Genomic DNA, 24,771 nt, shown 5'->3' with positions numbered 1-24,771 from the left:
GCGGTGATCGGCCGGGCGACCGTGAGTGGTAGCGTCGCGGTCATGACCGCCCCGCCACCGGGAGCGATCGGCCCCTCGGCGCGTCGGGTGACCGCAGAGGGTTCCACCGCATCCACGGTCGCGGTGCCGCTGATCGGCGCATCGTCGGCGCCGCCCGAGTAGGCGCCGGCGCGGGTGCCCCAGCCGCTGGCGTGGGCCATGCGCACGAAGCCGAGCAGCCGCACGGGCATGAGGAACAGCGTCGACACGATGATGAAGAGCGGCAGCCGGAAGAAGTCGCTGGGCTTCTCGGCGAGATGACGCAGCTGCCGGATGCCCATGCTCAGCACCGACGAGACGACCATGAGGCCGAGCACCCAGATGAGCCCGGTCGAGAGCCCGTACTCGTCGAGGATCGCGCGGTAGAAGTCGTAGCCCTGACCGGTGATCGAGCGCCAGATCCAGCCCAGGATCACGCCGTAGAGCAGGAACGGCAGGATGATGTCCATCACGAAGAAGAGCGCGAGCACCGGGGCGTGGCCCAGCATCCAGGGCAGCATGCGCAGGGTGTTGTACTGGCTGCCGCGAGCCCAGCGCAGCTGCTGCTTGAAGAGCTTCTTCAGCTGCAGCGGCGCATCCGTGTAGACGAGGCTCGTGTACTGGTACACGGTGCGGTAGCCGGCCTTGAGCGTGAGGTTGGTGAGGGTGCGGTCGTCGCTGACCTCGAGGAACACGCCCATGAACTTCTGGGTCATGAAGTCGTGCATGACCCGCGTCAGGATCGAGCGCCGGAAGGCGATCGTGCGACCCGGCAGGCAGCCGACCTGGCCGAGCACGCTCTGCGCCGGCATCGAGTAGAGCGCCCGGCTGTTCTCGAGCCAGTCGGCCCAGCGGGTGATCCAGCTGCGCTTCGGGTCGAGGATGCGCTGGCGGGTCGTCACTCCCCCGACGCGGCTGTCGGCGAAGGGCTTCACGAGCTCGCTGAGCGTGTTCTCGGTCCAGACGGTGTCGGAGTCGACGAGCACCGTGATCTCGCCGCGCGACAGCTCGGTGCCGATCTTGACGGCGTTGCGCTTGCCGGGGATGGGCGTGTGCACCCAGCTGACCGGCGGCGCGAACTCCTCGCACACCTCGACGAGGCCCGGGTTCTCGGCGCCGTTGATCACGACGATGATCTCGCCGGGCTTCTGCTCGACCATGCGGCCGAGCACGTCGCGGAACAGGTCGAGCGGTTCGTCGACGACCGGCACGACGACGCTCGTGGTGCCATCGAAGCGGCCGGTGAAGGGCCGGTAGCGCGTCGACAGCACGGTCTTGATGATCCAGAGGAGCCAGATGAGCGCCGAGTAGACGGCGAAGAGGTAGATCGCCGGGTGGCCCTCGATGAGGTGCCGGAGCTGCAGGATGAAGATGAACACAGGACCCCGCTTTCATGAGACGGGATGGGGTGTCCGCGACGTCGGGGACCTGGACGGTGCTGCAGGTGCCGTCATCATGAACCCCCTCGCTCGGGGGGCGCAAGACCACCCCATCGTCACCCCTCGTGCCGTCGACGACGGTTCGGGATGCGCGGGGGCAGACAGGTCGGACGAATGCGGGACACGGCGGAGCGCGTCCCCTCTTGCGCCGACACGACGGCGGACCGGTCCGGGAAAAACCCCGGTCAGAGCGACCTGGTCATCGCGAGGACGACGGCGCTCCGCGTCGCGCTCTCCGACGCGGGCGCGGCGACGTCACGTCCGCCGGGGTACACGCACCCTCGTTCGGGGGACGGCGATCTCGCGTCGAAACTCGTGAAAGAAAATTAAGCTCAGGCGCTCGGGGTGAGGCCGATCAGCGCTGCGTCGACGACAGGCGAGGCCCGTAGAAGAGCGTCTCGAACACCTGGCGCGCGAGGCGGGTGGTGCGCAGGTAGTCCTCGTCGAGCGCGCTCGCTCCCCCGGCCGGGTACTCGAGCAGCCGCGCCACGCCCTCGAGCTGCTGGCGGTCGGTCGGCAGCACGTCGGCCGTCTTCGCCGTCCAGAGCGTCATGGCCGAGCGCGCGCGGGAGGCGAGGATCCACGCCTCGCGCAGCCTGCCCGCATCCTCGCTCGTGACGAAGCCGGCGGCGACCGCCGCGTCGAGCGCCTCGAGCGTCGACGTCGTGCGCATCGACGGGTTCGCGTTCGCGTGCTGCAACTGCAGCAGCTGCACGAGCCATTCGACGTCGCTGAGCGAGCCGCGGCCGAGCTTGAGGTGCCGCGAGGGGTCGGCGCCGCGCGGCAGTCGCTCCGACTCGACCCGGGCCTTGATGCGCTTGACCTCGCGCACGTCCTTCTCGGCGATCGAGGCGGGGTAGCGGATGTCGTCGGCCATGTGCTCGAAGGCCCGCAGCAGGTCGGGATCGCCGGCGGTGCCGCGGGCGCGCAGCAGCGCCTGCGCCTCCCAGGTCAGCGACCAGCGCGCGTAGTACGAGCGGTACGAGTCGAGCGAACGCACGACGGCGCCGTTCTTGCCCTCGGGCCGCAGCCCGGTGTCGAGCTCGAGCGGCAGACGCAGGTCTTCGGTGAGACGCACGAGCTCGCGCACGATGCGCTCGGCCTGCTTCTGCGCCTCCGCCGGCTCGGCGGTGGTCGGCCGGTGCACGTAGACGATGTCGGCGTCGCTGCCGAAGCCGAGCTCGCGCCCGCCGAAGCGGCCGAAGGCGATGATGCCGAACTCCAGGCCCTCGGTGTCGCGGCGGGCGAGCGTGAGGATGCCCTCGAGCAGGTTCTCGGTGACGTCGCTGAGACTGTGCCCCAGCTCCTCGACCGTGATGACGCCGACGATCCCCGCGAGGGCGAGGCGCAGCACCTCACGGCGCCGGGCCGTGCGCAGGGCGAGAGCGGCCGCATCCACGTCGCCGGCGTGGCGCGCCAGCGTCGCCGCCGTCTCCTCGGCCAGCTGGGCGAGCGGCCGCGGGCGCAGCTCGCTGTCGTTCTCGAGCCAGGCCGCCGCCTCGGGGAAGCGCTCGAACAGCACGCCCACGAAGCGCGAGCTCGACAGCACGTCGGTCAGGCGGCGCGCGCCGCCGGCCGAGTCGCGCAGCATGCGCAGGAACCAGTAGGCCTCGCCGAGGTCGTCGCTGAGGCGGCGGAAGGCGAGCAAGCCGTAGTCGGGGTCGGCGCCGTCGGCGAACCACTGCAGCATGACCGGAAGCAGTGTCCGCTGGATCGCCGCGCGACGCGAGACGCCCGAGGTGAGGGCGGCGATGTGGTGCAGCGCGCCGCGGGCGTCGCGGAACCCGGCGGCGCTGAGCCGCGCCTCCGCCTGTGCGCTCGTGAGCTGGAAGTCCTCGTCGGGCAGGGAGGCCACCGCCGACAGCAGCGGCCGGTAGAACAGCCGCTCGTGCAGGCCGCGCACCTCGAGCTTGACCCGCTGCCAGGCCTCGACGAGCGCGTCACCCGAGGCGGCGAGACCGCTGGCGCGGGCCAGCGCCCGCAGGGCCTCGGGTTCGCGCGGCATGAGGTGCGTGCGGCGAAGACGACTCAGCTGGATGCGGTGCTCGAGCACCCGCAGCATCCGGTAGTCGCGCGAGAACTCCGCGGCCTCGACCCGGCCGACGTAGCCGTTCTGCGCGAGGGCGTCGAGGGCGTCGAGCGTGGAGCGGCGGCGCACGCCCTCGTCGTGGTGACCGTGCACGAGCTGCAGCAGCTGGATCGTGAACTCGACGTCGCGCAGGCCGCCGGGGCCGAGTTTGAGCTGCACGTCGACCTCGTCGGCGGGGATGTGCTCGGTCACCCGCTCGCGCATCCGCTGCGCCGACTCGACGAAGCCGTCGCGCCCGGCGCTCGTCCAGACCAGCGGCCAGATGCGCTCGACGTAGCGCTCCCCCAGCTCCGCGTCGCCGGCGATCGGCCGCGCCTTCAGCAGCGCCTGGAACTCCCAGTTCTGGGCCCAGCGGTCGTAGTAGGCGCGGTGCGAGTCGAGGGTGCGCACGAGTGCGCCGTCTTTGCCCTCGGGCCGGAGGTTCGCATCCACCTCCCAGAGGGCGGGCTCGACGGCCAGCTCGGCGATCGCCTTCTGCGTGTCGATCGCGAGGCGGGTCGCGATCTCGACCGCACGGTCGTCGCCGATGACCGGCTCCCCGTCGTCGTCGCGCGCGGCCTCGGCGACGTAGATGACATCGACGTCGCTCAGGTAGTTGAGCTCGCGCGCGCCGGTCTTGCCCATGCCGATCACCGTGAAGCGGGTGGCGGCGATGTGCTCGGCCGGGAAGCGGCTGCCGCGTCGGGCGATGTCGATCGCCACGTCGAGCGCCGCGCCCGCCAGGTCGGCGAGGCCGGCGGCGACCCGGTCGAGCACGGCGACCGGGTCAGCGGAGCCCAGATCCCACGCGGCGAGACGCGTCAGCTCGCGGCGATAGGCGACGCGCAGGGGAACCCAGGCATCCTCGCCGCCGGCGTCGCCGACGGCCGTGAGCATCAGCTCCCGTGCCGCCGCGCTGTCGAGGGGGCGGCGCAGCGGGTCGAGCAGCGCATCCAGCGCCGCCGGGCGACGCAGCAGGAACTCCGCCAGCCCTTCAGAGGCGCCGACCACCCGCATGAGCCGCTCGGCGGCGTCGGGGTCGGCGACGACGCCGGCCACCGCATCCGGAGCCTTCTCCTGCAGCCGTACCAGCGACCGCAGCGCGAGGTCGGGGTCCGCCGCCGCGGCGAACAGCGGCAGCAGGTCCTCGGGCAGCTCGACGACGGCCGCGCCGGCGGCGCTCAGCTCCGAGAAGCCGAGTCGCGCCAGCTCGGACAGCGTCGGCGCCGTGCGGGTCATGGTGCGAGAACTCCGGTATGGCAGGTGCGGGAGCCCGGAGAGCCGGGCTCAGAGGATCTCGAGGTTGCTCTCGAGCTCGTAGGGCGTGACCTGGGCGCGGTAGTCGGCGACGTCGCGGCGCTTGTTGGCCAGCACGTAGTTGAAGACGTGCTCGCCGAGCGTCTCGGCGACCAGCTCGCTCTCCTCCATGAGGCGCAGCGCGCGGTCGAGGCTCGCCGGCAGCGGAGCGTAGCCGAGGGCGCGACGCTCGCCGTCGCTCATGTTCCAGACGTCGCCGTCGGCCTCGGGCGGCAGCTCGTAGCCCTCCTTGATGCCCTTGAGGCCGGCCGAGAGCATGAGCGCGTAGGCCAGGTAGGGGTTCGCCGCCGAATCGATGCCGCGGTACTCGACGCGCGCGCTCTGGCCCTTGCCGGGCTTGTAGAGCGGCACCCGCACGAGGGCCGAGCGGTTGTTGTGACCCCAAGTGATGTAGCTCGGGGCCTCGTCACCGCCCCAGAGGCGCTTGTACGAGTTGATGAACTGGTTCGTGATCGCCGTGAACTCCGGAGCGTGGGTCAGCAGACCCGCCACGAACTGACGGCCGATGCGCGAGAGCTGGTACTCGCCCGAGGCGTCGTAGAAGGCGTTCGAGTCGCCCTCGAACAGCGACACGTGGGTGTGCATGCCCGAACCAGGCTTGCCTGAGAACGGCTTCGGCATGAAGGTCGCGTAGCAGCCCTGCTCGATCGCGACCTCCTTGATGACCGTGCGGAAGGTCATGATGTTGTCGGCCGTGGTGAGCGCATCCGCGTACCGCAGGTCGATCTCGTTCTGGCCGGGGCCCGCCTCGTGGTGGCTGAACTCGACCGAGATGCCGAGGTCCTCCAGCATCCGCACGCTGCGACGACGGAAGTCGTGGGCGGTACCGCCGGGCACGTTGTCGAAGTAGCCCGCCGAGTCGACCGGAACCGGCCGTCCGTTCTCGAGTTTCGACGACTTCAGCAGGTAGAACTCGATCTCGGGATGCGTGTAGAAGGTGAAGCCCGCATCCGCGGCGCTCGCGAGCGCGCGCTTGAGCACGTTGCGCGGGTCGGCGACGGCCGGCTGCCCGTCGGGCGTCGTGATGTCGCAGAACATGCGCGCTGTCGGATCGACGTCGCCGCGCCAGGGCAGGATCTGGAACGTCGTCGGGTCGGGGATCGCGAGCACGTCGGCCTCCGACGTGCGGGTCAGGCCCTCGATCGCGGAGCCGTCGAAGCCGACGCCCTCCGTGAACGCGCCCTCCACCTCGGCGGGGGCGAGAGCGACCGATTTGAGGGTGCCCACCACATCGGTGAACCACAGCCTCACGAACTTGACACCGCGCTCCTCGATGGTGCGGAGAACGAAGTCACGCTGCTTGTCCATGCAGGCCCTTTCTGGTCTCTCATTAGGCTAGCGGCATGCCCCGCCTCCGACTGGCACTCGCCCAGACCGATCCCGTGGTGGGAGACCTCGCCGGCAACGCCGAGCAGATCCTCGCCGCCGCCCGCGACGCCGCCGCGCAGGGCGCCGACGTGCTCGCCGCGGGCGAGATGGCGCTCTCCGGCTACCCGATCGAGGACCTGGCCGCGCAGCCCGGATTCCTCCGCGCGAGCGGCGAGGCGGTCGTGCGACTGGCCGCACGACTGGCCGAGGAGGGCCTCGGCGACCTCGTCGTCGTGGTCGGGCATCCCGATGGCCCGCACTCCCCCCGCCTGCTCGGCACCTCGAACGCGCCCACCGCGATCGCGCAGAACTGCGCCAGCGTGCTGCACCGCGGGCAGGTCGTCGCGCGCTATGCCAAGCATCACCTACCGAACTACTCGGTGTTCGATGAGTACCGCGTGTTCATCCCCGGCGACGAGCTGCTCGTGCTGCGTCTCAAGGGCGTGGATGTGGCCCTCATCGTCTGCGAGGACCTGTGGCGCGACGGCGGCCCGGTCGGCCGGGTGCTCAGCGCCGACGCGGGTCTGCTGCTCGTGATCAACGCCTCGCCGTTCGAGCGCGACAAAGACGAGGTGCGCCTGCCGCTCGTCACCCGCCGCGCCGTCGAGACGGACACGATCGTCGCCTACGTCAACATCGTCGGCGGGCAGGACGATCTGGTGTTCGACGGCGACAGCGTCGTGGTCGACGAGGCCGGCGAGATCCTCGCCCGGGCGCCGCAGTTCCGCGAGCACCTGCTCGTCGTCGACGTCGATCCCGAGGCCGCGACCGATGCGGCGCTTCCGGATGCGGTGCGCCGCGTCGCGCTCGACCTGCCGGTCGTCGACGAGCGGCCGGAGCTCGCCCGCGACGTGGCCGAGCTGCCCGACGACCGCGAGCAGATCTGGAACGCCCTCGTCCTCGGACTGCGCGCCTACGTCGAGAAGAACGGCTTCCCGAGCGTCGTGCTCGGCCTCTCGGGCGGCATCGACTCGAGCGTCGTCGCTGCGCTGGCGGCCGACGCGATCGGCGCCGACCGCGTCTACGGCATCTCGATGCCGAGCCGCTACAGCTCCGACGGCTCGAAGGACGACGCCGCCGAGCTCGCCGAGCGCATCGGACTGCACTACTCGGTCGAGCCGATCGCCGACCTCGTCACGCCGATCGAAGAGCAGCTGCACCTCGAGGGCGTCGCCGCCGAGAACCTGCAGGCGCGCATCCGGGGCATGATCTGGATGGCCGCCTCGAACAGCCACGGCCATCTGGCGCTGACCAACGGCAACAAGACCGAGGTGTCGGTCGGCTACTCGACGATCTACGGGGATGCCGCGGGCGGCTTCGCGCCGATCAAGGACGTTCCGAAGACCCTGGTGTGGGAGCTGGCGCGCTGGCGCAATGCCTTCGCCGAGTCGCGCGGCGAGACGGCGCCCATTCCGATCGCCTCGATCGAGAAGCCGCCGAGCGCCGAGCTGCGCCCCGACCAGGTCGACCAGGACACGCTGCCGCCCTACGAGCTGCTCGACGAGATGCTCGAGCGCTACGTGACGCAGCGGCAGGGCCGCGAGGAGCTCGTGGAGGCCGGCTACGACCCGGAGACGGTCGACTTCGTGACGAAGCTCGTCGACCGCTCCGAGTGGAAGCGCCGTCAGGGCGCGATCGGGCCGAAGATCTCGGGCATGGCGTTCGGGCGCGACCGGCGGCTGCCGATCACCTACCGACCCACGCGCTGAGCGTCGCCCGGCCGACGGGTCGGGCGGGCGTTCCGCGTCGGCGGACGCCGTCGCGTCGCGCGAGATCCCGTCGGGGTGGACCGATCGTTCCCCGAGACGCGATATCTTCTCGGGATGATCGAACGGCCGACCCTGCGCAGCGTCATCGTGTGGTGGCTGCCGTTCCTGCTGATCGCGGCCCTGCACCTCATCAGCAAGATGCCCGAGCTGACCCTGCTCGACTCCGCCACGAAGCCCCTGCTCATGCCGGCGCTCGCGATCCCGATCGTGGCGCTCGGACGGCGCGGGCGCGTGCTGCCGCTCATCCTGCTGCTGCTCGGCGTGCTGTTCTCCTGGCTCGGCGATGTCACCATCCACTGGCTGCTGATCGGCCTCGGCTGCTTCCTGCTCGCCCACCTGGCCTATCTCGGCATGCTGTTCACCTCGTACCGGCACCGGCTCTCATGGTGGGCGCTCGCCTATCCGGTCTGGTGGATCGGGCTCCTCGTCGTGCTCGCGCCCTACCTCGGCGCCCTGCTCGTGCCGGTCGCGGTGTACGGCCTGGCGCTCGGTGGCATGGCCGCGGTGGCGACGCGCGGCTCGGTCGTGCTCGCCCTCGGCGGCGCGGCCTTCGTCGCCTCCGACTCGCTGCTCGCGGGCCGGCTGTTCGTGCCGGGGCTGCTGAAGGATCCGGTGAGCGACACCGTGATCATGGCGCTCTACCTGCTCGCCCAGGCGCTGCTGGTCGCGGCGACGCTGCGCCACGAGGGCCGGCTCGGGATGCGCGTCACCGCCCCGCACGGTCGGGAGGCGGCGGGCGCGGCGGGTTAGGCTCGACCGCATGGCAGACGAGGTGGTCAAGCGGGTCCGCACCCGGCATTTCCAGAACGCGAAGCAGCAGGGTCTGAAGATCACGGGACTCACCAGCTACGACCAGCTCACCGCCGGCATCTTCGACCGCGCGGGGATCGACTTCCTGCTCGTCGGCGACTCGGCGGGCAACAACGTGCTCGGCTACGACACGACCCTGCCGATCACGGTCGACGAGCTGATCCCGCTCGCCCGCTCGGTCGCGAACGCGGTCAAGCGCGCGCTCGTCATCGCCGACCTGCCCTTCGGGTCGTACGAGACCGGAGCCGACGAGGCGCTGCACACGGCCTTCCGCTTCATGAAGGAGACCCGCGCGCACGCCGTGAAGCTCGAGGGCGGGGTGCGCAGCGCCGAGCAGATCCGCCGGATCGTCGAGGCCGGCATCCCGGTCATGGGCCACATCGGCTACACCCCGCAGAGCGAGCACGGTCTCGGCGGTCACGTCGTGCAGGGCCGCGGCGCCGGTGTCGAGCAGCTGCTCGCCGACGCGCACGCCGTGCAGGAGGCCGGCGCCTTCGCGGTCGTGCTCGAGATGGTCCCGGCCGCCGCGGCGAAGCGCGTCACCGAGGAGCTCAGCATCCCGACGATCGGCATCGGCGCCGGCCCCGACACCGACGGGCAGATCCTGGTGTGGACCGACTGGGCCGGCATGGCGACCGGGCGTCTCCCCCGTTTCGTCAAGCAGTACGCCCAGCTCGCGCAGACCCTCGAGGATGCGGCGCGGGCCTACGCCGCCGACGTCACCGCCGGCACGTTCCCGGCGGCCGAGCACAGCTTCGAGGACTGACGATGCGGGATCCGGCATCCGCGGCCAAGCGCGTCATCATCACCCAGTGTCTCTCGCTGGCGATCGGCCTGACGGTGATCATCTGGGGCTCGATCGCCGGCAAGACGCCGCTGATCATCCTCGGCTTCGTCCTCGTCGCGGTCGCGGCCGGGATGATCGGGGTCGGCGTCTGGCTGCTGCGCCGGGCTCGCGAGGGCCGCGTCTAGTCCGGCTCGCCGCTCAATTGTCTTCGGCGGACTCCTCCGCCTGCCACTTCCGCGCGCGCTCCTGCGCGATCTGCGGAGCGCGGGCTGCCTCCTCGCGGGAGGCGAACGGCCCGTCGCGGTCGGAGCCGAGCGACTGCGCGCCCTCCTCGACCTCGCCGGTCTTGTGGTTGTACCACCAGTCGGTCATGACGCCAGGCTACGCGGCGGCCCCGGCGGCGACCAGCGCCTAGGCTGATCCTCATGCCTTTCGACGACTCCGGTCTGCTCGTCCCCGGCGCCGTCGGCCCCCAGCGTCCGGTGCCCCACCACATTCCGCGTCCGGAATACGTGGGACGCCCGGGACCCCGCCGCTCGGACCGCGGCGACGTCTACGACTTCGCCGAGATCGCCCGCATCCGCGAGTCGGGCCGCATCGCCGCCCGCGCGGTCGAGGCGGTCGGCGCCGCGATCCGTCCCGGGGTCACGACCGACCACCTCGACGAGGTCGCTCACGACTTCCTCGTGGCGCACGACGCCTATCCCTCGACGCTCGGCTACCGCGGCTTCCCGAAGTCGAGCTGCACGTCGATCAACGAAGTCGTCTGCCACGGCATCCCCGACGACACCGTGCTGCGCGACGGCGACCTGGTCAACATCGACATCACCGCCTACGTCGACGGCATGCACGGCGACCTCAACGCGACCTTCCTCGTCGGCGACGCCGCGCCCGAGGTCGTCGACCTCGTGGATCGCACCCGGGAGGCGCTGAACCGCGGCATCAAGGCGGTCGCACCGGGCCGTCAGATCAACGTCATCGGCCGGGCGATCGAGAGCTACGCCCGGCGCTTCGGCTACGGCGTCGTGCGCGACTACACGGGCCACGGCGTCGGCGCGACGTTCCACTCCGGCCTCGTCATCCCGCACTGGGACGACCCGAGCGCGACGACCGTGATGGAGCCCGGGATGGTCTTCACGATCGAGCCCATGCTCACGATCTCCGGCGAGGAGCGCTGGGATCTCTGGGCCGACGACTGGACCGTCGTCACCCGCGACCGCAGCCTGACGGCGCAGTTCGAGCACACGATGGTCGTCACCGAGCGCGGCGCCGAGCTGCTGACGCTGCCCTGACGTCACCGGGGCGCCGTCGCTGAGCGCGGGCCCGCGCGTCGCCGAGTCCCGCCGTCGGCTGGCTAGGGTGGATGCGTGAGTTCACGGGCGATCGGCATCGACATCGGCGGCACCGGCATCAAGGGGGCGCTCGTCGATCTCGACAGCGGCGAGCTGCTGAGCGACCGCGTCAAGAAGTCCACCCCCGAGGGCGGCGAGCCCGAGGCGATCGTCGAGGTCGTGAAGCAGATCGTCGACGAGCTGCTCGCGGAGGCGCTCGACGGTGACAGCCTGCGCGTGGGCGTCTGCTTCCCCGCGGTCGTGATCGACGGCCACACGATGTCGGCGGCGAACGTCTCGAAGAAGTGGATCGGCCTCGCGGCCGAGGAGCTCTTCGAGAAGGCGCTCGGGCGCGACATCCATTTCGTCAACGACGCGGATGCCGCCGGCGTCGCCGAGCTGCGCTACGGCGCCGCGAAGGGCGTCGACGGGGTCGTGCTGCTCACGACCCTCGGAACCGGGATCGGCACCGCCCTCATCAACGACGGCGTGCTCGTGCCCAACACCGAGCTCGGGCACCTCGAGATCGACGGCCACGACGCCGAGACGAAGGCCTCCTACGCCGCGAAGGAGCGGCACGAATGGGACTGGGAGAAGTGGGCGAAGAAGCTGCAGCGCTACTACGCGCACGTCGAGGCGCTGTTCTCGCCGAACCTGATCGTCGTCGGCGGCGGCGTCTCGAAGCACCACGAGCACTTCCTGCCGCTGCTGAAGCTGCGGGCGCGGATCGTGCCGGCGGTGCTGCGCAACAACGCCGGCATCCTCGGGGCGGCGGCGCTGACGTCGCGCGCGCACGTGGAGCCGCACGGCGGCGCGCCGCTGCACAGCACGACCGCATCCTGATCGCCGTCGCCGGCAGGAGCCGCTGACACGGCTCAGTCGGAACTGAGGAACGGGCCGGCGATACGCCGGGTTCTGTACGGATCTCTCCGTGACGGCCATCTATCTCGGGGCTGCGTCGCCGCAGCCCTCCAGCGGTCTACCCGACACCTCGGCGAGCCGCTTCATCGGTGTCTGTCTGACCTTGCTCCGGGCGAGGTTTACCCAGCGAGCCCGATCGCTCGGGCCCCTGGTGGTCTCTTACACCACCGTTTCACCCTTACCGCGGTCCGGTTCCCGAAGGAGCCGGTCCGAGGCGGTCTGCTCTCTGTTGCACTTTCTCGCGGGTCACCCCGGGTGGGTGTTGCCCACCGCCCTGCTCTGTGGAGCCCGGACGTTCCTCGGCACCCCCTCGCGGAGGTGACGCGACCGTCTGCCGGCCCGTTCGCATCCAGCCTAGAGCGTCGGGGAGCCGTCGCGGCTCAGATGCCGGACTCGTCGGTGCGCACCAGGATCGCCTGCGACTCGGGGCAGAGCAGCACGTCGTCGGGCGCCGCGGCGCGCACGGTGTTCATGTCGCTCGCGTTGAGCGCGACGCCCGCGGCGAGCGAGACGCCGCGCTGCAGCAGCGAGGCGCCGGATCCGTAGCGCGCCCGCTGCTTCTCGTAGAGGGCGAGCAGGTCGGCCGGGATGCGGGGCTCGAGTCCGGCGCGGGCGGTCACGGCGGCCTCCTGGTCGCCGTGCAGGGTCGCCTGCGCCTTCTCGAGGGCCGCCTGGGTCGTGGCGGCGCGCTGCTCGAGGTCGGCGAGCCCCGCGCGGGTCTTCTCGACCTCGGCGGTGCGCTCCTCGACGGTCTCCATGACGGCGAGCTCGATGTCCTCGAGGTCGCTCTTGCGCTTCGCGAGGGCGGCGAGCTCCTGCTCGAGGCCCTGGATGTCCTTGACCGAGGTGCTCGACTGCAGACGCTGGGTGTCGCGGGCGATGCGCGCGTCGACGGTGGCGACGTCGGTCTCGGTGCGCTTCAGCTCGGTCTGCGCATCCTCGACGGCGCCGTTGCGCTGCGCCAGCTCCATGCGCAGCACGTCGCGGCCCTCGGCGATGGCCTTGAGCTCCTGCTGCTCGGGCAGCTTCGCCAGCTGCTGGGTGGCGCGCTGGATGCGGGTGTCGAGCTCCTGCAGCTCCAGCAGCAGGGCCTGGTCGGCGGGGGCGGCCTTCATGTCGTCAGTCTCGTCTCGTCGCGGTGCGGTCGTGGTGGTCGGCGGATGCGCGGGTCAGTCGACCCGGAACGTCCAGGGGTCGGTGCTGAGCCGGCTGACGACGACCTCGATGCCGGGCAGCGCGGTGCGCAGCTCGTCGGCGGCGAGATCGAGCCAGAGCGACTCGGCGGCCCAGTGGGAGATGTCGATGAGCGCCGGTCCCCCGCCGACGGCGGCGTTCTCGCTCGCCTCCGAGGCCGGGTGGTGGCGCAGATCGCTCGTCAGGTACACGTCGGCGGAGCGCACGGCGGCGTTCTCGAGCAGCGAGTCGCCGGCGCCCGCGCACAGGGCGACGCGACGCACGGTGAGGTCGGGATCCCCCGAGACGCGGACTCCGCTCGCCGTCGCGGGGATCGCGGCCGACACGAGATCGGCGAGCTCGCGCAGCGTCATCGGCGCGGGGAGATACCCGACGCGACCGAGGCCGTGATCGGGCTGCGCGCCGGGCACGATCGGCTGCGCATCCACGAGCCCCAGGCGGGCGGCGAGAGCGGCCGAGGTCCCGGTGCGCACGACGTCGGCGTTCGTGTGCGCGGCGAGCAGCGCGCATCCGCCGCGGATCAGCGTGCCCATCACCGCGCCCTTGTAGCGGTCCTCGGCGAGGGCCGTGACCCCGCGCAGCAGCAGCGGGTGATGCACGAGCAGCAGCTGAGCGCCGGCGGCGACGGCCTCCTCGGCGGTCGCGAGGGTGGCGTCGACGGCCAGGTGGATGCGCGTCACGACGTCGGCGGGCCGCCCGGCGAGCAGGCCCGGCGCGTCCCACGCCTCGGTTCCCGCCGACGGCCAGAGACGCTCCGCGGCGGCGGTGACGTCGGCGAGGATCGGCATCCGCCCAGTCTAGGGATCCGGACGAGCGGTCAGAGCGTCGGCTCGGGCGCCACGACGGCGATCTCCTGACGACGCACGGAGCGGGCTCCGCTGATCAGCGCGACCGCCAGACCGAGCGCGAGCGCGACCAGCACGCCGGGATCCGCGTCGGCGATCGGGTCGCCGTCGGACAGCCCCAGAAGCGGGAACAGCCCGCCCTGCCAGCCGAAGGCCGCGGTCTCGCCGGTGGTGAGCATCCAGCCGATCGCCGTCGCGAGGACCAGCGCGACGAGGTTCGCGGGGCGCACGTCGCGGTAGGCGCCGCCGCGGCGCAGCAGCGACGGGGTGTGGAACCGGCGACTGCGCAGCATGAGGTCGCCGGCGACCAGCCCCGCCCACGCGGCGACCGGTACGGCGAGCGTGATCGCCGCGTCCCTCAGCAACGTCGCGGATTCGGCTCGCGCGGCGAGGAGGGCGAGAGCGAGCAGGGCCGTGACCAGCGCGGCGGGCAAGGTGACGATCGGACGCGGGGCGCGGATGCCGGATGCGGCCAGCGCGAGCCCGCCCGAGTACACGGCGACGGCCGCCGCGGCGACCGCGCTGAGCGCCGCGCCGAGCAGCACCGGCACGAGCGCCCAGGCCGGCAGCAGCGACGCCAGCGCACCGGCCGGGTCGCGCACGAGCTGCGCGCCGAGATCGCGGTCGGAGGCGGCGAGCAGGGCGCCCCAGCCGCCGAGCACCAGGAGCGGCACGGCCGAACCGAGCGCGGCGGCGACCATGTTGGCCGAGCCGTGCCCGGCGGGACGCTGATACCGCGCGAGATCGCCGATCGACTGCGCGAGAGCGAGTCCGCCGACCGCCAGCACCAGCACGGCGCCCCCGAGGACCAGCGACCACGGTCCGTCGCGGAGCATCAGCGCGGCCGTCAGATCGAGCCGCGGGACGGTGAGGGCGATGACCCCGCCGGCGACCACGAGGCCGACCACGGAGGCGATCGCCTGCAGCAGCGACAGCAGCCCGTAGCCCACCACGGCGATCGCGCAGGCGATGACGAGGCCCACCAGCAGCGCGACCATGCGCGCGGTGCCGGACGCGGCGGTGTCGGAGGTCGCCACGAGCCCGCCCACGGCATCCGCGGCGAGCCACAGCAGCACGGCGGCCCACCCCACCCGCGCGAGCAGGGCGAGCACGGTCGGCAGCACGTTGCCGATCAGGCCGAACACCGCCCGGGATGTGACGAGAGCGGGCTGACCGCTCCACTTGCCGGCCAGCGCCCCGAGTCCCAGCGGCAGGCACGACAGCGCCGCGCCGATCAGCACGGCGACGACGGCCTGGCGCAGGCTCGCGCCCGCCGCGATCAGGCCCGCGCCGAGACCGACCACGAGCAGCGAGGCGCTCGGGCCGAACGCGAGCCAGAGCATCCGGGTCGCCGAACCCGCGCGGCGTTCGAGCGGAGTCGGCTCGACCGCGTCGAACTCGAGCGACAGGATGCGCGGCAGACGGGCTGGGGGCACGACGACCGAGGTGGCGTCGGCGGCGGCCGCCGGGGTGTCGAGCGTCGGCTCCGCGTCCACGCCGCCGTCCGCGGTCCCGTCGGCGGCGCCCGCGGCGGGCGTCCCCGGGCGCGTCGCGGTGCCGACCGGCGGCGGGGTGCCGAGATCGGGGCGCCGCGGCGTCATCGCGGGTGCCGCGGGCACGGCGGCGACGGGCGCGCGGTCCTCCGGATCGACCGATCCGTCGTCGTCGTCGGAGTAGTCGGCATCGCTCGTCGCCGCGGCGCTGAGACGCGGATCGATGAGCGAGGTCGTGTCGAGGCGGGGCTCGAGTCGCAGCTCCGGGCGCTCGTCATCGGGAAGCAGGGCGTCGAACGAGGCCAGGTTCGGGATCGGCGCACCGGCTGCGGGCGCAGGCGCAGGGGCCGGCAGCGGATGCTCGGCGAGCCAGGCTTCCGGCGGCAGCGTGATGACGCCGGAGGGCGGGCCCGACGGCGGCGCGAACGCCGAGAGGTCGATCGCCTCGTCGCGCGGTCCCTCGGCGGGCGGTGTGTCGGCGCGCCGAGTGTCGGTGGGCGGACTGTCGGGGTCCGCGGCTCCGGCGGGCGGCGCGTCCGACGACGCGGGGGCATCAGGGGCGGGCGGGGGCGCCGCGACGGTGTCGCCGAACGGGGCCACGACGGGATCGCGCGACGGCGGCTCGACCAGCGGCGGGGCCGCGAAGACGGGTGGCGGAGCGGCCGCCCATTCGGCGGCGGAGGGATCCGCGGAGCTCGGCGGCGCCGCGGGCGGGGATGCCGACTCCGGTGCCGCGATGACCGTGGCGATCGGCGCGGTCATCGGCGGCAGCTCGACCGGCGGGCGCGGTGCCGATTCCGCGAGATCGACCGGATCGATGACCCCAGCCGGAGCGACGGTGGTGGCAGGGTCGAGGGACTCGGCTGGGGCGGCCGGATCGTCGGGCTCGATGGACTCGTCCGACATCGCCGGGGCCTCGAGCGGCACGACCGCGGCGGGATCGGGCGGCGCGAGGTCGCGCAGCTGGCGTTCGAGCTGAGAGAAGGCGTCCCCGGCCGAGGCGTCGGCGGCGAAGTCGCCGAGCAGTCCGCCGGCGGGCGAGGCGACGGGCTTCGCCGCCGCCGCATCCGGATTGGACCCGACGAGGGCGGCGGGCGGCAGGTCGATCTGCGCGGTCAGCGGCGCGGCGGGCGGCGGCGCCGTCAGCCAGGGGGCGGGCTCGCCGTCGCCCGACGCCGCGGACGACCCGCGATCGGCGGCGACGACGGGCTCGGAGTCGCGCATCCAGCTGAACGGGACCGACGGGGCCGGCTCCTCGGGAGCGAGCGGCCCCTCGGCGGGAGTGTCGTCGATGGCGTCGGGCTGCTCGATCGGAACGGGCTGGGGAGCGGCGTCGGGCTCAGCCCTCGGGGCCGGTGCCGCTTCGGAGTCGGGCTCGGGTCGACCGAGCACGTCGCCCACGATGGCTTCGGTTTCGGCTTCGGCTTCGGCTTCCGCGTGTTCCGCGTCATCGGCACGATCGTCACCCTGCGCGCGCTCGTCGACCAGGTCGACGTCCCAGTCGAGATCGGCCGACCCCGGCGGGATGATCGGGATCGACGACGTGTAGCTCGCGAGGATCGCGTCGGCGAGGGCGTCGTCGTCCGAGCGCTCGGGCCCGGGTACGCCGCTCATGCCCGGATTCTAGGGGTGATCCTCAGTTCTTCCGCGCCGACCGGCCGCGGCGAGTGCGACGACGGCGCCGAGGACGAGCGCGAGGCCCACCCAGCCGAGGGCGCCGAGACGCTCGTGCAGCACGAGCACGGCGAGCAGGGTCGCCACGGCGGGCTCGAGCAGGGTGATGGTCGTCGCGACGCTGGAGCGCACGCCTCGCAGACCCCATCCGAACAGCAGGTACGCGAGCACCATGGGCCCGAGCACGAGATAGCTCGCGAGTCCCAGGGCGGTCGGGCTCGCGACGAGCGCCGCTCCCGTCGCGACGAGCACGATCAGGAGCACGGGCGCCGCCCCGCCGAAGATGCCGGCCATGACCGCGCGGCTGGGGGCCCCGGTCGCGATGACCCGGGCGGCGGCGTAGGTGTAGAGCGCGTAGGCGGCGCCGGCCACGAGCCCGCAGACGACGCCGAGCGACGCCGGCGTCGAGTCCGCGCCCGCACGATCCGCCCCGTGCCCGGTCGCCGCCAGGAGCACGATGCCGATCAGCGCCGCCGAGGTCGCGACCATCCACGCCCGTCCGGGCCGCTGCCGGTCGACCGCCCACTCGAGCACGGCGGCGAAGATCGGACCGGACCCCAGCGCGACGACGTTGCCGACCGCGACGCCCGCCCAGGCCATCCCGGTGTAGAACGCCAGCGGGTAGATCACGGCGCCGAGCGCCCCGAGCAGGATCCAGCGCCGGGATGCCGGAGCCCGCAGCAGGGCGATCGCCGGGCGAGCCGAGAGCGCGGACAGCACGAGGCCGCCGATCCCCATGGTCGCGGCGCCGATCGCGAGCGGAGAGACCGCGGCGGGCATCGCGGCGGCGGCGGTGCCGGTGGTGCCCCAGAGCACCGAGGCGAGCACGAGTCCGAGCGCGGCCGGTCGGCGCGACGCCGGAGCCGCCGCATCCGGAGCCGGCATCACCATGTGGGCCCTGAGGGACTCGAACCCCCGACATCCTCGGTGTAAACGAGGCGCTCTACCAGCTGAGCTAAGAGCCCCGGGTGCGGGGTTCCTGGGAGCCGCCGCGACCGCTCGATGCTACCGGCCTACTGTGACGCCATGGCTTCCGGGCGCGCCGCGGCGAACGAGGACTTCCGCGCCCAGGCGGAGCACCGCTGGCCGGTCGCCGTCGGCATCCTCGGCGCCATCGTGCTCTACCTGCTGCTCCCGAGCGACTTCAACGTCACGGTGCGCGTCGTCGTGGCGGCGCTCGCTCTCGCCATGTTCGTGCCGCTCCTGCTGCTGAACCCGCACCGCCTCAACCGCGAGGCGCGCTGGTCGCGGCGGCTGTCGATCGCGGTGAGCTTCGTGCTGCTTGTGGCGAACCAGGCGGCGTTCGCTCAGCTGATCGTCGAGCTCGTGACCGGGTCGCGAGCCGACGGACCGTCGATCCTGCTCGCCGCCGTGCAGGTGTGGGTGACGAACGTCGCGGTGTTCGCCGCCGTCTACTGGGAGATGGACCGCGGTGGCCCGATCGCCCGGCGCCGGGATGCGCGCGAGCGCCTGCCCGCGGCCGACTTCCGGTTCCCGCAGGACGAGGATCACGACGCGATCGACGAGGTCGCGAAGCGCTCGTCGAAGACCGCCGACTGGATGCCGGGCTACCTCGACTACGTCTATTTCTCGGCGAGCAATTCGATGGCGTTCAGCGCGACCGACACGATGCCGCTGTCGCACCGGGCGAAGCTGCTCATGCTCGCGCAGTCGTTCGGCGGCTTCGTGCTGCTGTCGCTCGTGATCGCGAGGTCCGTGAGCCTGATCGGCTCCTGAGTCGGGGCAGCGCGCCGATGGTGCGAGGTGGTCGGGTCAGGCGACCGGCGCCGGCATGACCTCGGCGAGGGCCTCGCGGTACTCGTCGATCGAACGGGCCTCTCCGGGCGCGGTGATGAACGAGGCGCGGATGATGCCGCGGGCGTCGATCACGAAGGTCGCGCGGTTCGCGAAGCCCTTGTGCTCGAGGAACACGCCGTACTCCTTGGCGACGTCGCCGTGCGGCCAGAAATCGGCGAGCAGCGTGAAGTCGTAGCCCTCCTGCTCGGCCCAAGCGCGCAGCGTCGCCTTCGAGTCGACCGAGATGCCGATCAGCTCGACGCCCTTCTCCTTGAAGAGCGCGAGGTTGTCGCGCAGCGCGCACAGCTCGCCCGTGCAGGTGCTCGAGAACGCGAGCGGGAAGAAGACCAGCGCGACCGGGCGCACGCCGCGGAAGTCGCTCAGGCGGATGTGCTCGCCGTACTGGTTCGGCAGCTCGAAATCGGGTGCCTGGGTGTCGTTCTCCAGAGCCATCGACGTGCGTTCCTCTCGCGCTTCCCCGGCGGGGATCCGTCGGGCACAGCGGGAGATGCTACGCCTGTTTCCGCCGGGCGGCAGGATGCGCTCACAGCGTGCCGTCAGGTGCCGCCGAGCGCCGCCCGGCGCGACGTGCAGGCCGCGCGCAATAGAGTGGGTCGCGCAGCACGCGCCCCCACCACCACCCCGGGTCGTTCGCGCGTGCTCGCAGGCAGCGTGGTCCACCGGCCACGCCGAGCGACACACAGGAAGAGGTCGAGGGTGACGGTCAACGATCAGGACCCCTACTCGTCGGAGCACATCGACAGCGATCCCGAAGAGACGTCGGAGTGGCAGGAATCGCTTGACGCGCTCGTCGAGGCGCAGGGCCGCGGTCGCGGTCGCGACGTCATGCTGAGCCTTCTCAAGCGCTCCAAGGAGCTGCAGCTCGGTGTGCCGATGGTGCCCACCACCGACTACATCAACACGATCGCGCCCGAGAACGAGCCCGAGTTCCCCGGTGACGAGGAGCTCGAGCGCAGCTACCGCCGCTGGATCCGCTGGAACGCCGCCATCACGGTGCACCGCGCGCAGCGTCCCGGCATCGGCGTCGGCGGCCACATCTCGACCTACGCGTCGTCGGCCGCGCTCTATGAGACCGGCCACAACTGGTTCTTCCGCGGGCACGACGCCCCGGGCGGCGGCGACCAGGTCTTCTATCAGGGCCACGCCTCCCCCGGCATGTACGCCCGCGCCTACCTCGAGGGCCGTCTGACGACGGACCAGCTCGACGGCTTCCGCCAGGAGCGCTCGCACGCGCCCAACGGGCTCTCGTCGTACCCGCACCCGCGCCTCATGCCGGAGTTCTGGCAGTTCCCGACCGTGTCGATGGGTCTCGGCCCGATCAACGCGATCTACCAGGCGCAGTCGAACAAGTACCTCACCAACCGCGGCATCGCCGACCGGTCGGCCAGCCAGGTGTGGGCCTTCCTCGGCGACGGCGAGATGGACGAGGTCGAGAGCCGCGGCGCCCTGCAGTGGGCCGCCAACGAGGGCCTCGACAACCTGAACTTCGTCATCAACTGCAACCTGCAGCGCCTCGACGGGCCCGTGCGCGGCAACGGCAAGATCATCCAGGAGCTCGAGAGCTTCTTCCGCGGCGCCGGCTGGAACGTCATCAAGGTCGTCTGGGGCCGCGAGTGGGACGACCTGCTCGCCCGTGACACGGATGGCGCGCTCGTCAACCTGATGAACGTCACCCCCGACGGCGACTACCAGACCTACAAGGCCGAGAACGGCGCCTACGTGCGCGAGAACTTCTTCGGCCGCGACCCGCGCACCCTCGAGCTGGTCAAGGACTTCAGCGACGAGCAGGTCTGGAACCTCAAGCGCGGCGGTCACGACTACCGCAAGGTCTACGCGGCCTACAAGGCGGCGTCGGAGCACAAGGGCCAGCCCACCGTCATCCTGGCGAAGACCGTCAAGGGCTACGGCCTCGGACCGCACTTCGAGGGCCGCAACGCGACCCACCAGATGAAGAAGCTCACGCTCGACGATCTCAAGCAGTTCCGCGACGAGATGCGCGTGCCGATCACGGATGCGCAGCTCGAGGAGAACCCCTACCTGCCGCCGTACTACCACCCCGGTCAGGACGACCCGGCGATCCAGTACCTGCACGAGCGCCGCCGCGAGCTGGGCGGCTACCTGCCCGAGCGCCGCCGCACGCACGTGCCGGTGTCGCTCCCCGACGACAGCGCCTACTCGGTCGTCAAGAAGGGCTCCGGAAAGCAGGAGGTCGCCACCACGATGGCGTTCGCCCGCCTGCTGAAGGACCTGCTGCGCGACAAGGAGTTCGGCCACCGCATCGTGCCGATCATCCCGGATGAGGCGCGCACCTTCGGCATGGACGCCTACTTCCCCACGGCGAAGATCTACAACCCCAAGGGCCAGCACTACACCTCCGTCGACCGCGAGCTGCTGCTCGCGTACAAGGAGAGCCCGCAGGGCCAGATCGTGCACGTCGGCATCAACGAGGCGGGTGCCTTCGCGGCGTTCACCGCGGCCGGCACCTCGTATGCGACGCACGGCGAGCCGCTCATCCCGGTGTACGTCTTCTACTCGATGTTCGGCTTCCAGCGCACCGGAGACGCCATCTGGGCCGCCGGCGACCAGATGGCCCGCGGCTTCATCATCGGCGCCACCGCCGGTCGCACCACGCTGACCGGCGAGGGCCTGCAGCACGCGGACGGGCACTCGCACCTGCTGTCGGCGACCAACCCGGCCGTCGTCAGCTACGACCCCGCCTTCGGCTACGAGGTCGGGCACATCGTGCGCGCCGGTCTCGAGCGCATGTACGGCGGAGCGCACCCCGACCCCGACGTCATGTACTACCTGACGGTCTACAACGAGCCGATGGCTCAGCCGGCCGAGCCGGAGGACCTCGACGTCGACGGCGTGCTCAAGGGCATCTACCTGCTCAAGAAGAACGACCACCCCGGCGTCAAGGTGCAGCTGCTCGCCTCGGGCGTCGGCGTGCCGTGGGCTCTCGAGGCCCAGGAGCTGCTGCAGAAAGACTGGAACGTCTCGGCCGACGTGTGGAGCGTCACGTCGTGGAACGAGCTGCGCCGCGACGGCCTCGCCGCCGACGAGCACAACTTCCTGTTCCCGAACGAGGCGCTGCAGGTGCCCTACGTCACGCAGAAGCTGGCGGATGCCGAGGGCCCGAAGATCGCGGTCTCGGACTTCATGCACGCGGTGCAGGACCAGATCCGTCCCTTCGTTCCGGGTGACTACTACACGCTCGGCGCCGACGGCTTCGGCTTCAGCGACACCCGTGCCGCGGCCCGTCGCGACTTCAAGATCGACGGACCCTCGATGGTCGTGCGAGCGCTTCAGGCGCTCGTGCGTCGCGGACAGGGCGACCCGTCGATCGTGCAGCAGGCGATCGACCGCTACCGTCTGCACGACGTGTCGGCCGGCACCTCGGGCTCGGCCGGCGGCGAGAGCTAGGCCCGGCCACGGAACGCAGCAAGGCGCAGACGCTCACGCGTCTGCGCTCCCTCTCGGGGGAGCTCGCCACCAGCACGCTCAAGCGGCTGGACGATGAGCTCCCCTGGTACCGGGACATGCCGCCCGGGCGACGCAGCGCCGTCGGCCTCGTCGCCCAGGCGGGCATCACCTCGTTCATCTCCTGGTTCGACGACCCCAAGTCGACCCCGTGGATCGCCGCCGACGTGTTCGGCGCTGCCCCCCGCGAGCTGCTGCGCTCGGTGAGCCTGCAGCAGACGCTGCAGCTGATCCGCATCACGGTCGAGGTCGTGGAGCACCGCGTCGGCGACGACGCGACCCTGCGCGAGGCGATCCTGCTGTACTCGCGCGAGATCGCCTTCGCGGCCGCCGACGTCTACGCTCGCGCCGCCGAGGCCCGCGGGCTCTGGGATGCGCGGCTCGAGGCCCTCGTCGTCGACTCGATCCTCACCGGCGAGTACGACTCCGAGCTGCCCAGCCGCATCGCGGCGCTCGGCTGGAACGGCCACGGCGCGGTCTGCGTGCTCGTCGGCACCGCGCCGCGCATGCTCGACGTCGACCAGCTGCGCCGCACGGCGCGCCACCTCGACTCCGACGTGCTGATCGGCGTGCAGGGCAGCCGACTCGTGCTCGTGATCGGGCGCGTCGATCCGCCCGAGGACCCGGACTCGGAGTCGCGTGATCAGCTCGCGTTCCTCGAGATCGCCAAAGCCCTCGAACCCGGCTTCGGCGCCGGTCACCTGGTGCTCGGCCACGAGGTTCCGACCCTGCTGGATGCGGCCAAGAGCGCCCGGGCGGCCCTCGCCGGCTTCGCGGTGGCGCGGTCGTGGCGCAATGCCCCGCGGCCGACGCTGTCGGACGACCTGCTGCCCGAGCGCGCCTTCGCGGGCGACAGCCTCGCCCGCGGCACGCTCATCAACCGCATCTATAAGCCGCTGCAGGCGCACTCCAAGGAGCTGCTGACGACGCTCTGGTGCTACCTCGACAACGGCCGCTCGCTCGAGGCGACCGCCCGCGAGCTGTTCGTGCATCCGAACACCGTGCGCTACCGCCTCAAGCGCATCAGCGAGGTCATCGGCTACGACGCGACGGGCGCCCGCGAGGCGCTCATCCTGCAGTCGGCGCTCATCGTCGGCTCGATCGCTGACGCGCCCGACCGTCCACAGCGCGGCTGAGCGCCCTTCCGTTCCGCCGCGCTATCGGCGTAGGCTGTCACCACCCGAGTATGTAATCCCTCCTTACAAAATCGGAAGGTAACCGAATGCGACACCCCTCACGCCCTCGCGGCATCCTCATGGCGGCGCTCACGGCGACCGCCGCGATCGTGGTCGGGACCGCGGGTGCGCTCGCGACGACCAGCCCGGCTTCGGCCGCGGACGTGCGCGACCACACCCTGACCGGCTACTGGCAGAACTTCGACAACGGCGCCGACGTGCTGAAGCTCGCCGACGTGCCGGATGCCTACGGCATCGTCGCGGTCGCGTTCGCCGACGCGGTGCCCTCCACCCCGGGCGCGATCTCGTTCACGCTCGACCCCGCGGTCACGAGCGCGCTCGGCGGCTACGACACGGCGGCCTTCAAAGCCGACATCGCGACCCTGCACTCGCAGGGCCGCCAGGTCGTGCTGTCGGTCGGCGGTCAGAACGGCGTGATCACGCTGCCCGACCAGGCGGCGGCCGACGCCTTCGCCTCCAGCTCTCTCGCACTGATGGACGAGTACGGCTTCGACGGCGTCGACATCGACCTCGAGAACGCGCCGAACCTGCAGAACATGACGAGCGCACTGCGCCAGATCAGCGCCGCGAAGGGCGACTCCTTCGTGCTGACGATGGCCCCCGAGACCATCTACGTGCAGCCGGGCGGCAGCTACCTCGCCCTGATCGACGAGGTCAGCAACATCATCACCGTCGTGAACACGCAGTACTACAATTCGGGCAGCATGCTCGGTCGCGACGGCAAGGCCTACTCGGCCGGCACGGTCGACTTCCAGACGGCTCTCGCCGACATCCTGCTCGACGGGCACCTGCGCGCCGACCAGGTCGGCCTCGGCCTGCCCGCGACCTCGCAGGCGGCGGGCAGCGGCTACGTGTCGCCCAGCGTCGTCAACAACGCGCTCGACTGCCTGGCGGCCGGCGTCAACTGCGGCAGCTACATCCCGGCGGCGAAGTACCCGACCATCCGCGGCGCGATGACCTGGTCGGTGAACTGGGACTCGACGGGCGGCTACGCCTTCGCGAACACAGTCGGCGGCCACCTCGGCTCGCTCGGCCAGGGCGGCTCGACCGACCCCGGCACCGACCCGGGCACCGACCCCGAGCCGGTCGACTGCGGCGCGACGGCCGCGTGGGCCGCGGGCACCGTCTACGTGGGCGGCGACCAGGCCGCCTACGACGGCGGCCTCTGGCAGGCGAAGTGGTGGACCCAGGGAGAGACGCCCGGGTCGGCCGACGTCTGGCAGCGCGTCGGCGACTGCTGAGC

At 71.8% G+C, this 24,771-nt stretch carries 19 protein-coding genes, 1 tRNA gene and 1 other RNA gene; 10 read left to right on the top strand and 11 right to left on the bottom strand.

All coding sequences use genetic code 11. The features are described from left to right. From FJ658_RS12130 to FJ658_RS12120, 3 genes are all read right to left on the bottom strand, one after another. Nucleotides 1-1,397, bottom strand: a 1,397-nt coding sequence (locus FJ658_RS12130) for a glycosyltransferase family 2 protein (protein ID WP_181408440.1), incomplete at its 3' end; no start/stop codon positions are given. 415 nt (nt 1,398-1,812) lie between these two features. Next, complete coding sequence (locus tag FJ658_RS12125; RefSeq protein WP_141145635.1) at nt 1,813-4,764, bottom strand: bifunctional [glutamine synthetase] adenylyltransferase/[glutamine synthetase]-adenylyl-L-tyrosine phosphorylase; 2,952 nt, start codon at nt 4,762-4,764, stop codon at nt 1,813-1,815. Nucleotides 4,765-4,812: 48 nt separating this feature from the next. Next, nucleotides 4,813-6,150, bottom strand: coding sequence for a glutamine synthetase family protein (locus FJ658_RS12120; protein WP_141145634.1), 1,338 nt, complete (start codon nt 6,148-6,150; stop codon nt 4,813-4,815). Between the two features lie 35 nt (nt 6,151-6,185). Between FJ658_RS12120 and FJ658_RS12115 the strand changes: the two genes are divergently transcribed. From FJ658_RS12115 to FJ658_RS12100, 4 genes are all read left to right on the top strand, one after another. Then, entirely contained in the window at nt 6,186-7,919 is a 1,734-nt protein-coding gene (locus tag FJ658_RS12115; protein WP_141145633.1) for an NAD+ synthase, read from the top strand. Nucleotides 7,920-8,033: 114 nt separating this feature from the next. After that, nucleotides 8,034-8,729 carry a lysoplasmalogenase family protein gene (locus FJ658_RS12110; protein WP_141145632.1) on the top strand — a complete coding sequence of 232 codons (696 nt, stop codon included), beginning with the start codon at nt 8,034-8,036 and terminating at the stop codon, nt 8,727-8,729. 10 nt (nt 8,730-8,739) lie between these two features. After that, nucleotides 8,740-9,555 (top strand): 3-methyl-2-oxobutanoate hydroxymethyltransferase, encoded by an 816-nt coding sequence (gene panB / locus FJ658_RS12105; RefSeq protein ID WP_141145631.1) that lies wholly within the window; start codon nt 8,740-8,742, stop codon nt 9,553-9,555. Between the two features lie 2 nt (nt 9,556-9,557). Beyond that, nucleotides 9,558-9,761, top strand: coding sequence for a hypothetical protein (locus FJ658_RS12100; protein ID WP_141145630.1), 204 nt, complete (start codon nt 9,558-9,560; stop codon nt 9,759-9,761). A gap of 13 nt (nt 9,762-9,774) precedes the next feature. Here the strand turns inward: FJ658_RS12100 and FJ658_RS12095 are convergent, their stop codons facing one another. Further along, nucleotides 9,775-9,948, bottom strand: a complete 174-nt coding sequence (locus FJ658_RS12095) for a methionine aminopeptidase (RefSeq protein WP_141145629.1) — start codon at nt 9,946-9,948, stop codon at nt 9,775-9,777. Between the two features lie 53 nt (nt 9,949-10,001). On the opposite strand from FJ658_RS12095, the gene map reads away from it, so the two are divergent. Both map and ppgK read left to right on the top strand, forming a co-directional pair. Then, complete coding sequence (map, locus tag FJ658_RS12090; RefSeq protein WP_141145628.1) at nt 10,002-10,868, top strand: type I methionyl aminopeptidase; 867 nt, start codon at nt 10,002-10,004, stop codon at nt 10,866-10,868. Nucleotides 10,869-10,943: 75 nt separating this feature from the next. Next, nucleotides 10,944-11,750: a polyphosphate--glucose phosphotransferase gene (gene ppgK, locus FJ658_RS12085; protein WP_141145627.1), complete on the top strand. Its 807-nt coding sequence runs from the start codon at nt 10,944-10,946 to the stop codon at nt 11,748-11,750. A 45-nt stretch (nt 11,751-11,795) separates the two neighbouring features. On the opposite strand, the gene rnpB is transcribed toward ppgK, so the two are convergent. The 6 genes from rnpB to FJ658_RS12055 form a co-directional block, all read right to left on the bottom strand. Further along, an RNA gene (gene rnpB / locus FJ658_RS12080) (RNase P RNA component class A) lies at nt 11,796-12,171 on the bottom strand. A 37-nt stretch (nt 12,172-12,208) separates the two neighbouring features. Next, nucleotides 12,209-12,943 carry a zinc ribbon domain-containing protein gene (locus FJ658_RS12075; protein ID WP_141145626.1) on the bottom strand — a complete coding sequence of 245 codons (735 nt, stop codon included), beginning with the start codon at nt 12,941-12,943 and terminating at the stop codon, nt 12,209-12,211. A 54-nt stretch (nt 12,944-12,997) separates the two neighbouring features. Beyond that, nucleotides 12,998-13,810 carry a Nif3-like dinuclear metal center hexameric protein gene (locus FJ658_RS12070; protein ID WP_141145625.1) on the bottom strand — a complete coding sequence of 271 codons (813 nt, stop codon included), beginning with the start codon at nt 13,808-13,810 and terminating at the stop codon, nt 12,998-13,000. A 29-nt stretch (nt 13,811-13,839) separates the two neighbouring features. After that, a complete protein-coding gene (locus FJ658_RS12065; RefSeq protein ID WP_141145624.1) occupies nt 13,840-16,974 on the bottom strand; it encodes a cytosine permease in 3,135 nt (1,044 codons plus the stop codon). 9 nt (nt 16,975-16,983) lie between these two features. Continuing rightward, the gene (locus FJ658_RS12060; RefSeq protein WP_141145623.1) at nt 16,984-17,925 is read right to left on the bottom strand and encodes a DMT family transporter; all 942 of its coding nucleotides are present in this window, start codon (nt 17,923-17,925) and stop codon (nt 16,984-16,986) included. Between the two features lies 1 nt (nt 17,926). Beyond that, nucleotides 17,927-17,999: transfer RNA gene (locus FJ658_RS12055), tRNA-Val, on the bottom strand. Between the two features lie 61 nt (nt 18,000-18,060). Between FJ658_RS12055 and FJ658_RS12050 the strand changes: the two genes are divergently transcribed. After that, nucleotides 18,061-18,771 carry a DUF1345 domain-containing protein gene (locus FJ658_RS12050; protein WP_141145622.1) on the top strand — a complete coding sequence of 237 codons (711 nt, stop codon included), beginning with the start codon at nt 18,061-18,063 and terminating at the stop codon, nt 18,769-18,771. Nucleotides 18,772-18,807: 36 nt separating this feature from the next. Here the strand turns inward: FJ658_RS12050 and FJ658_RS12045 are convergent, their stop codons facing one another. Then, nucleotides 18,808-19,284, bottom strand: coding sequence for a peroxiredoxin (locus FJ658_RS12045; protein ID WP_141145621.1), 477 nt, complete (start codon nt 19,282-19,284; stop codon nt 18,808-18,810). A gap of 264 nt (nt 19,285-19,548) precedes the next feature. On the opposite strand from FJ658_RS12045, the gene aceE reads away from it, so the two are divergent. From aceE to FJ658_RS12030, 3 genes are all read left to right on the top strand, one after another. After that, on the top strand, nt 19,549-22,275 hold the full coding sequence (aceE, locus tag FJ658_RS12040; protein WP_141145620.1) for a pyruvate dehydrogenase (acetyl-transferring), homodimeric type: 2,727 nt from the start codon (nt 19,549-19,551) through the stop codon (nt 22,273-22,275). A 41-nt stretch (nt 22,276-22,316) separates the two neighbouring features. Further along, the gene (locus FJ658_RS12035) at nt 22,317-23,468 is read left to right on the top strand and encodes a CdaR family transcriptional regulator (RefSeq protein ID WP_141145619.1); all 1,152 of its coding nucleotides are present in this window, start codon (nt 22,317-22,319) and stop codon (nt 23,466-23,468) included. A gap of 86 nt (nt 23,469-23,554) precedes the next feature. Further along, nucleotides 23,555-24,769: a glycosyl hydrolase family 18 protein gene (locus tag FJ658_RS12030; protein WP_141145618.1), complete on the top strand. Its 1,215-nt coding sequence runs from the start codon at nt 23,555-23,557 to the stop codon at nt 24,767-24,769. The last annotated feature ends 2 nt before the right edge of the window (nt 24,770-24,771 follow it).

This window comes from Schumannella sp. 10F1B-5-1 (assembly GCF_006517535.1).
Lineage (GTDB): Bacteria > Actinomycetota > Actinomycetes > Actinomycetales > Microbacteriaceae > Schumannella.
Note: the sequence above shows the minus strand (reverse complement) of the source record. Positions and strands in the feature narration are given on the sequence as shown.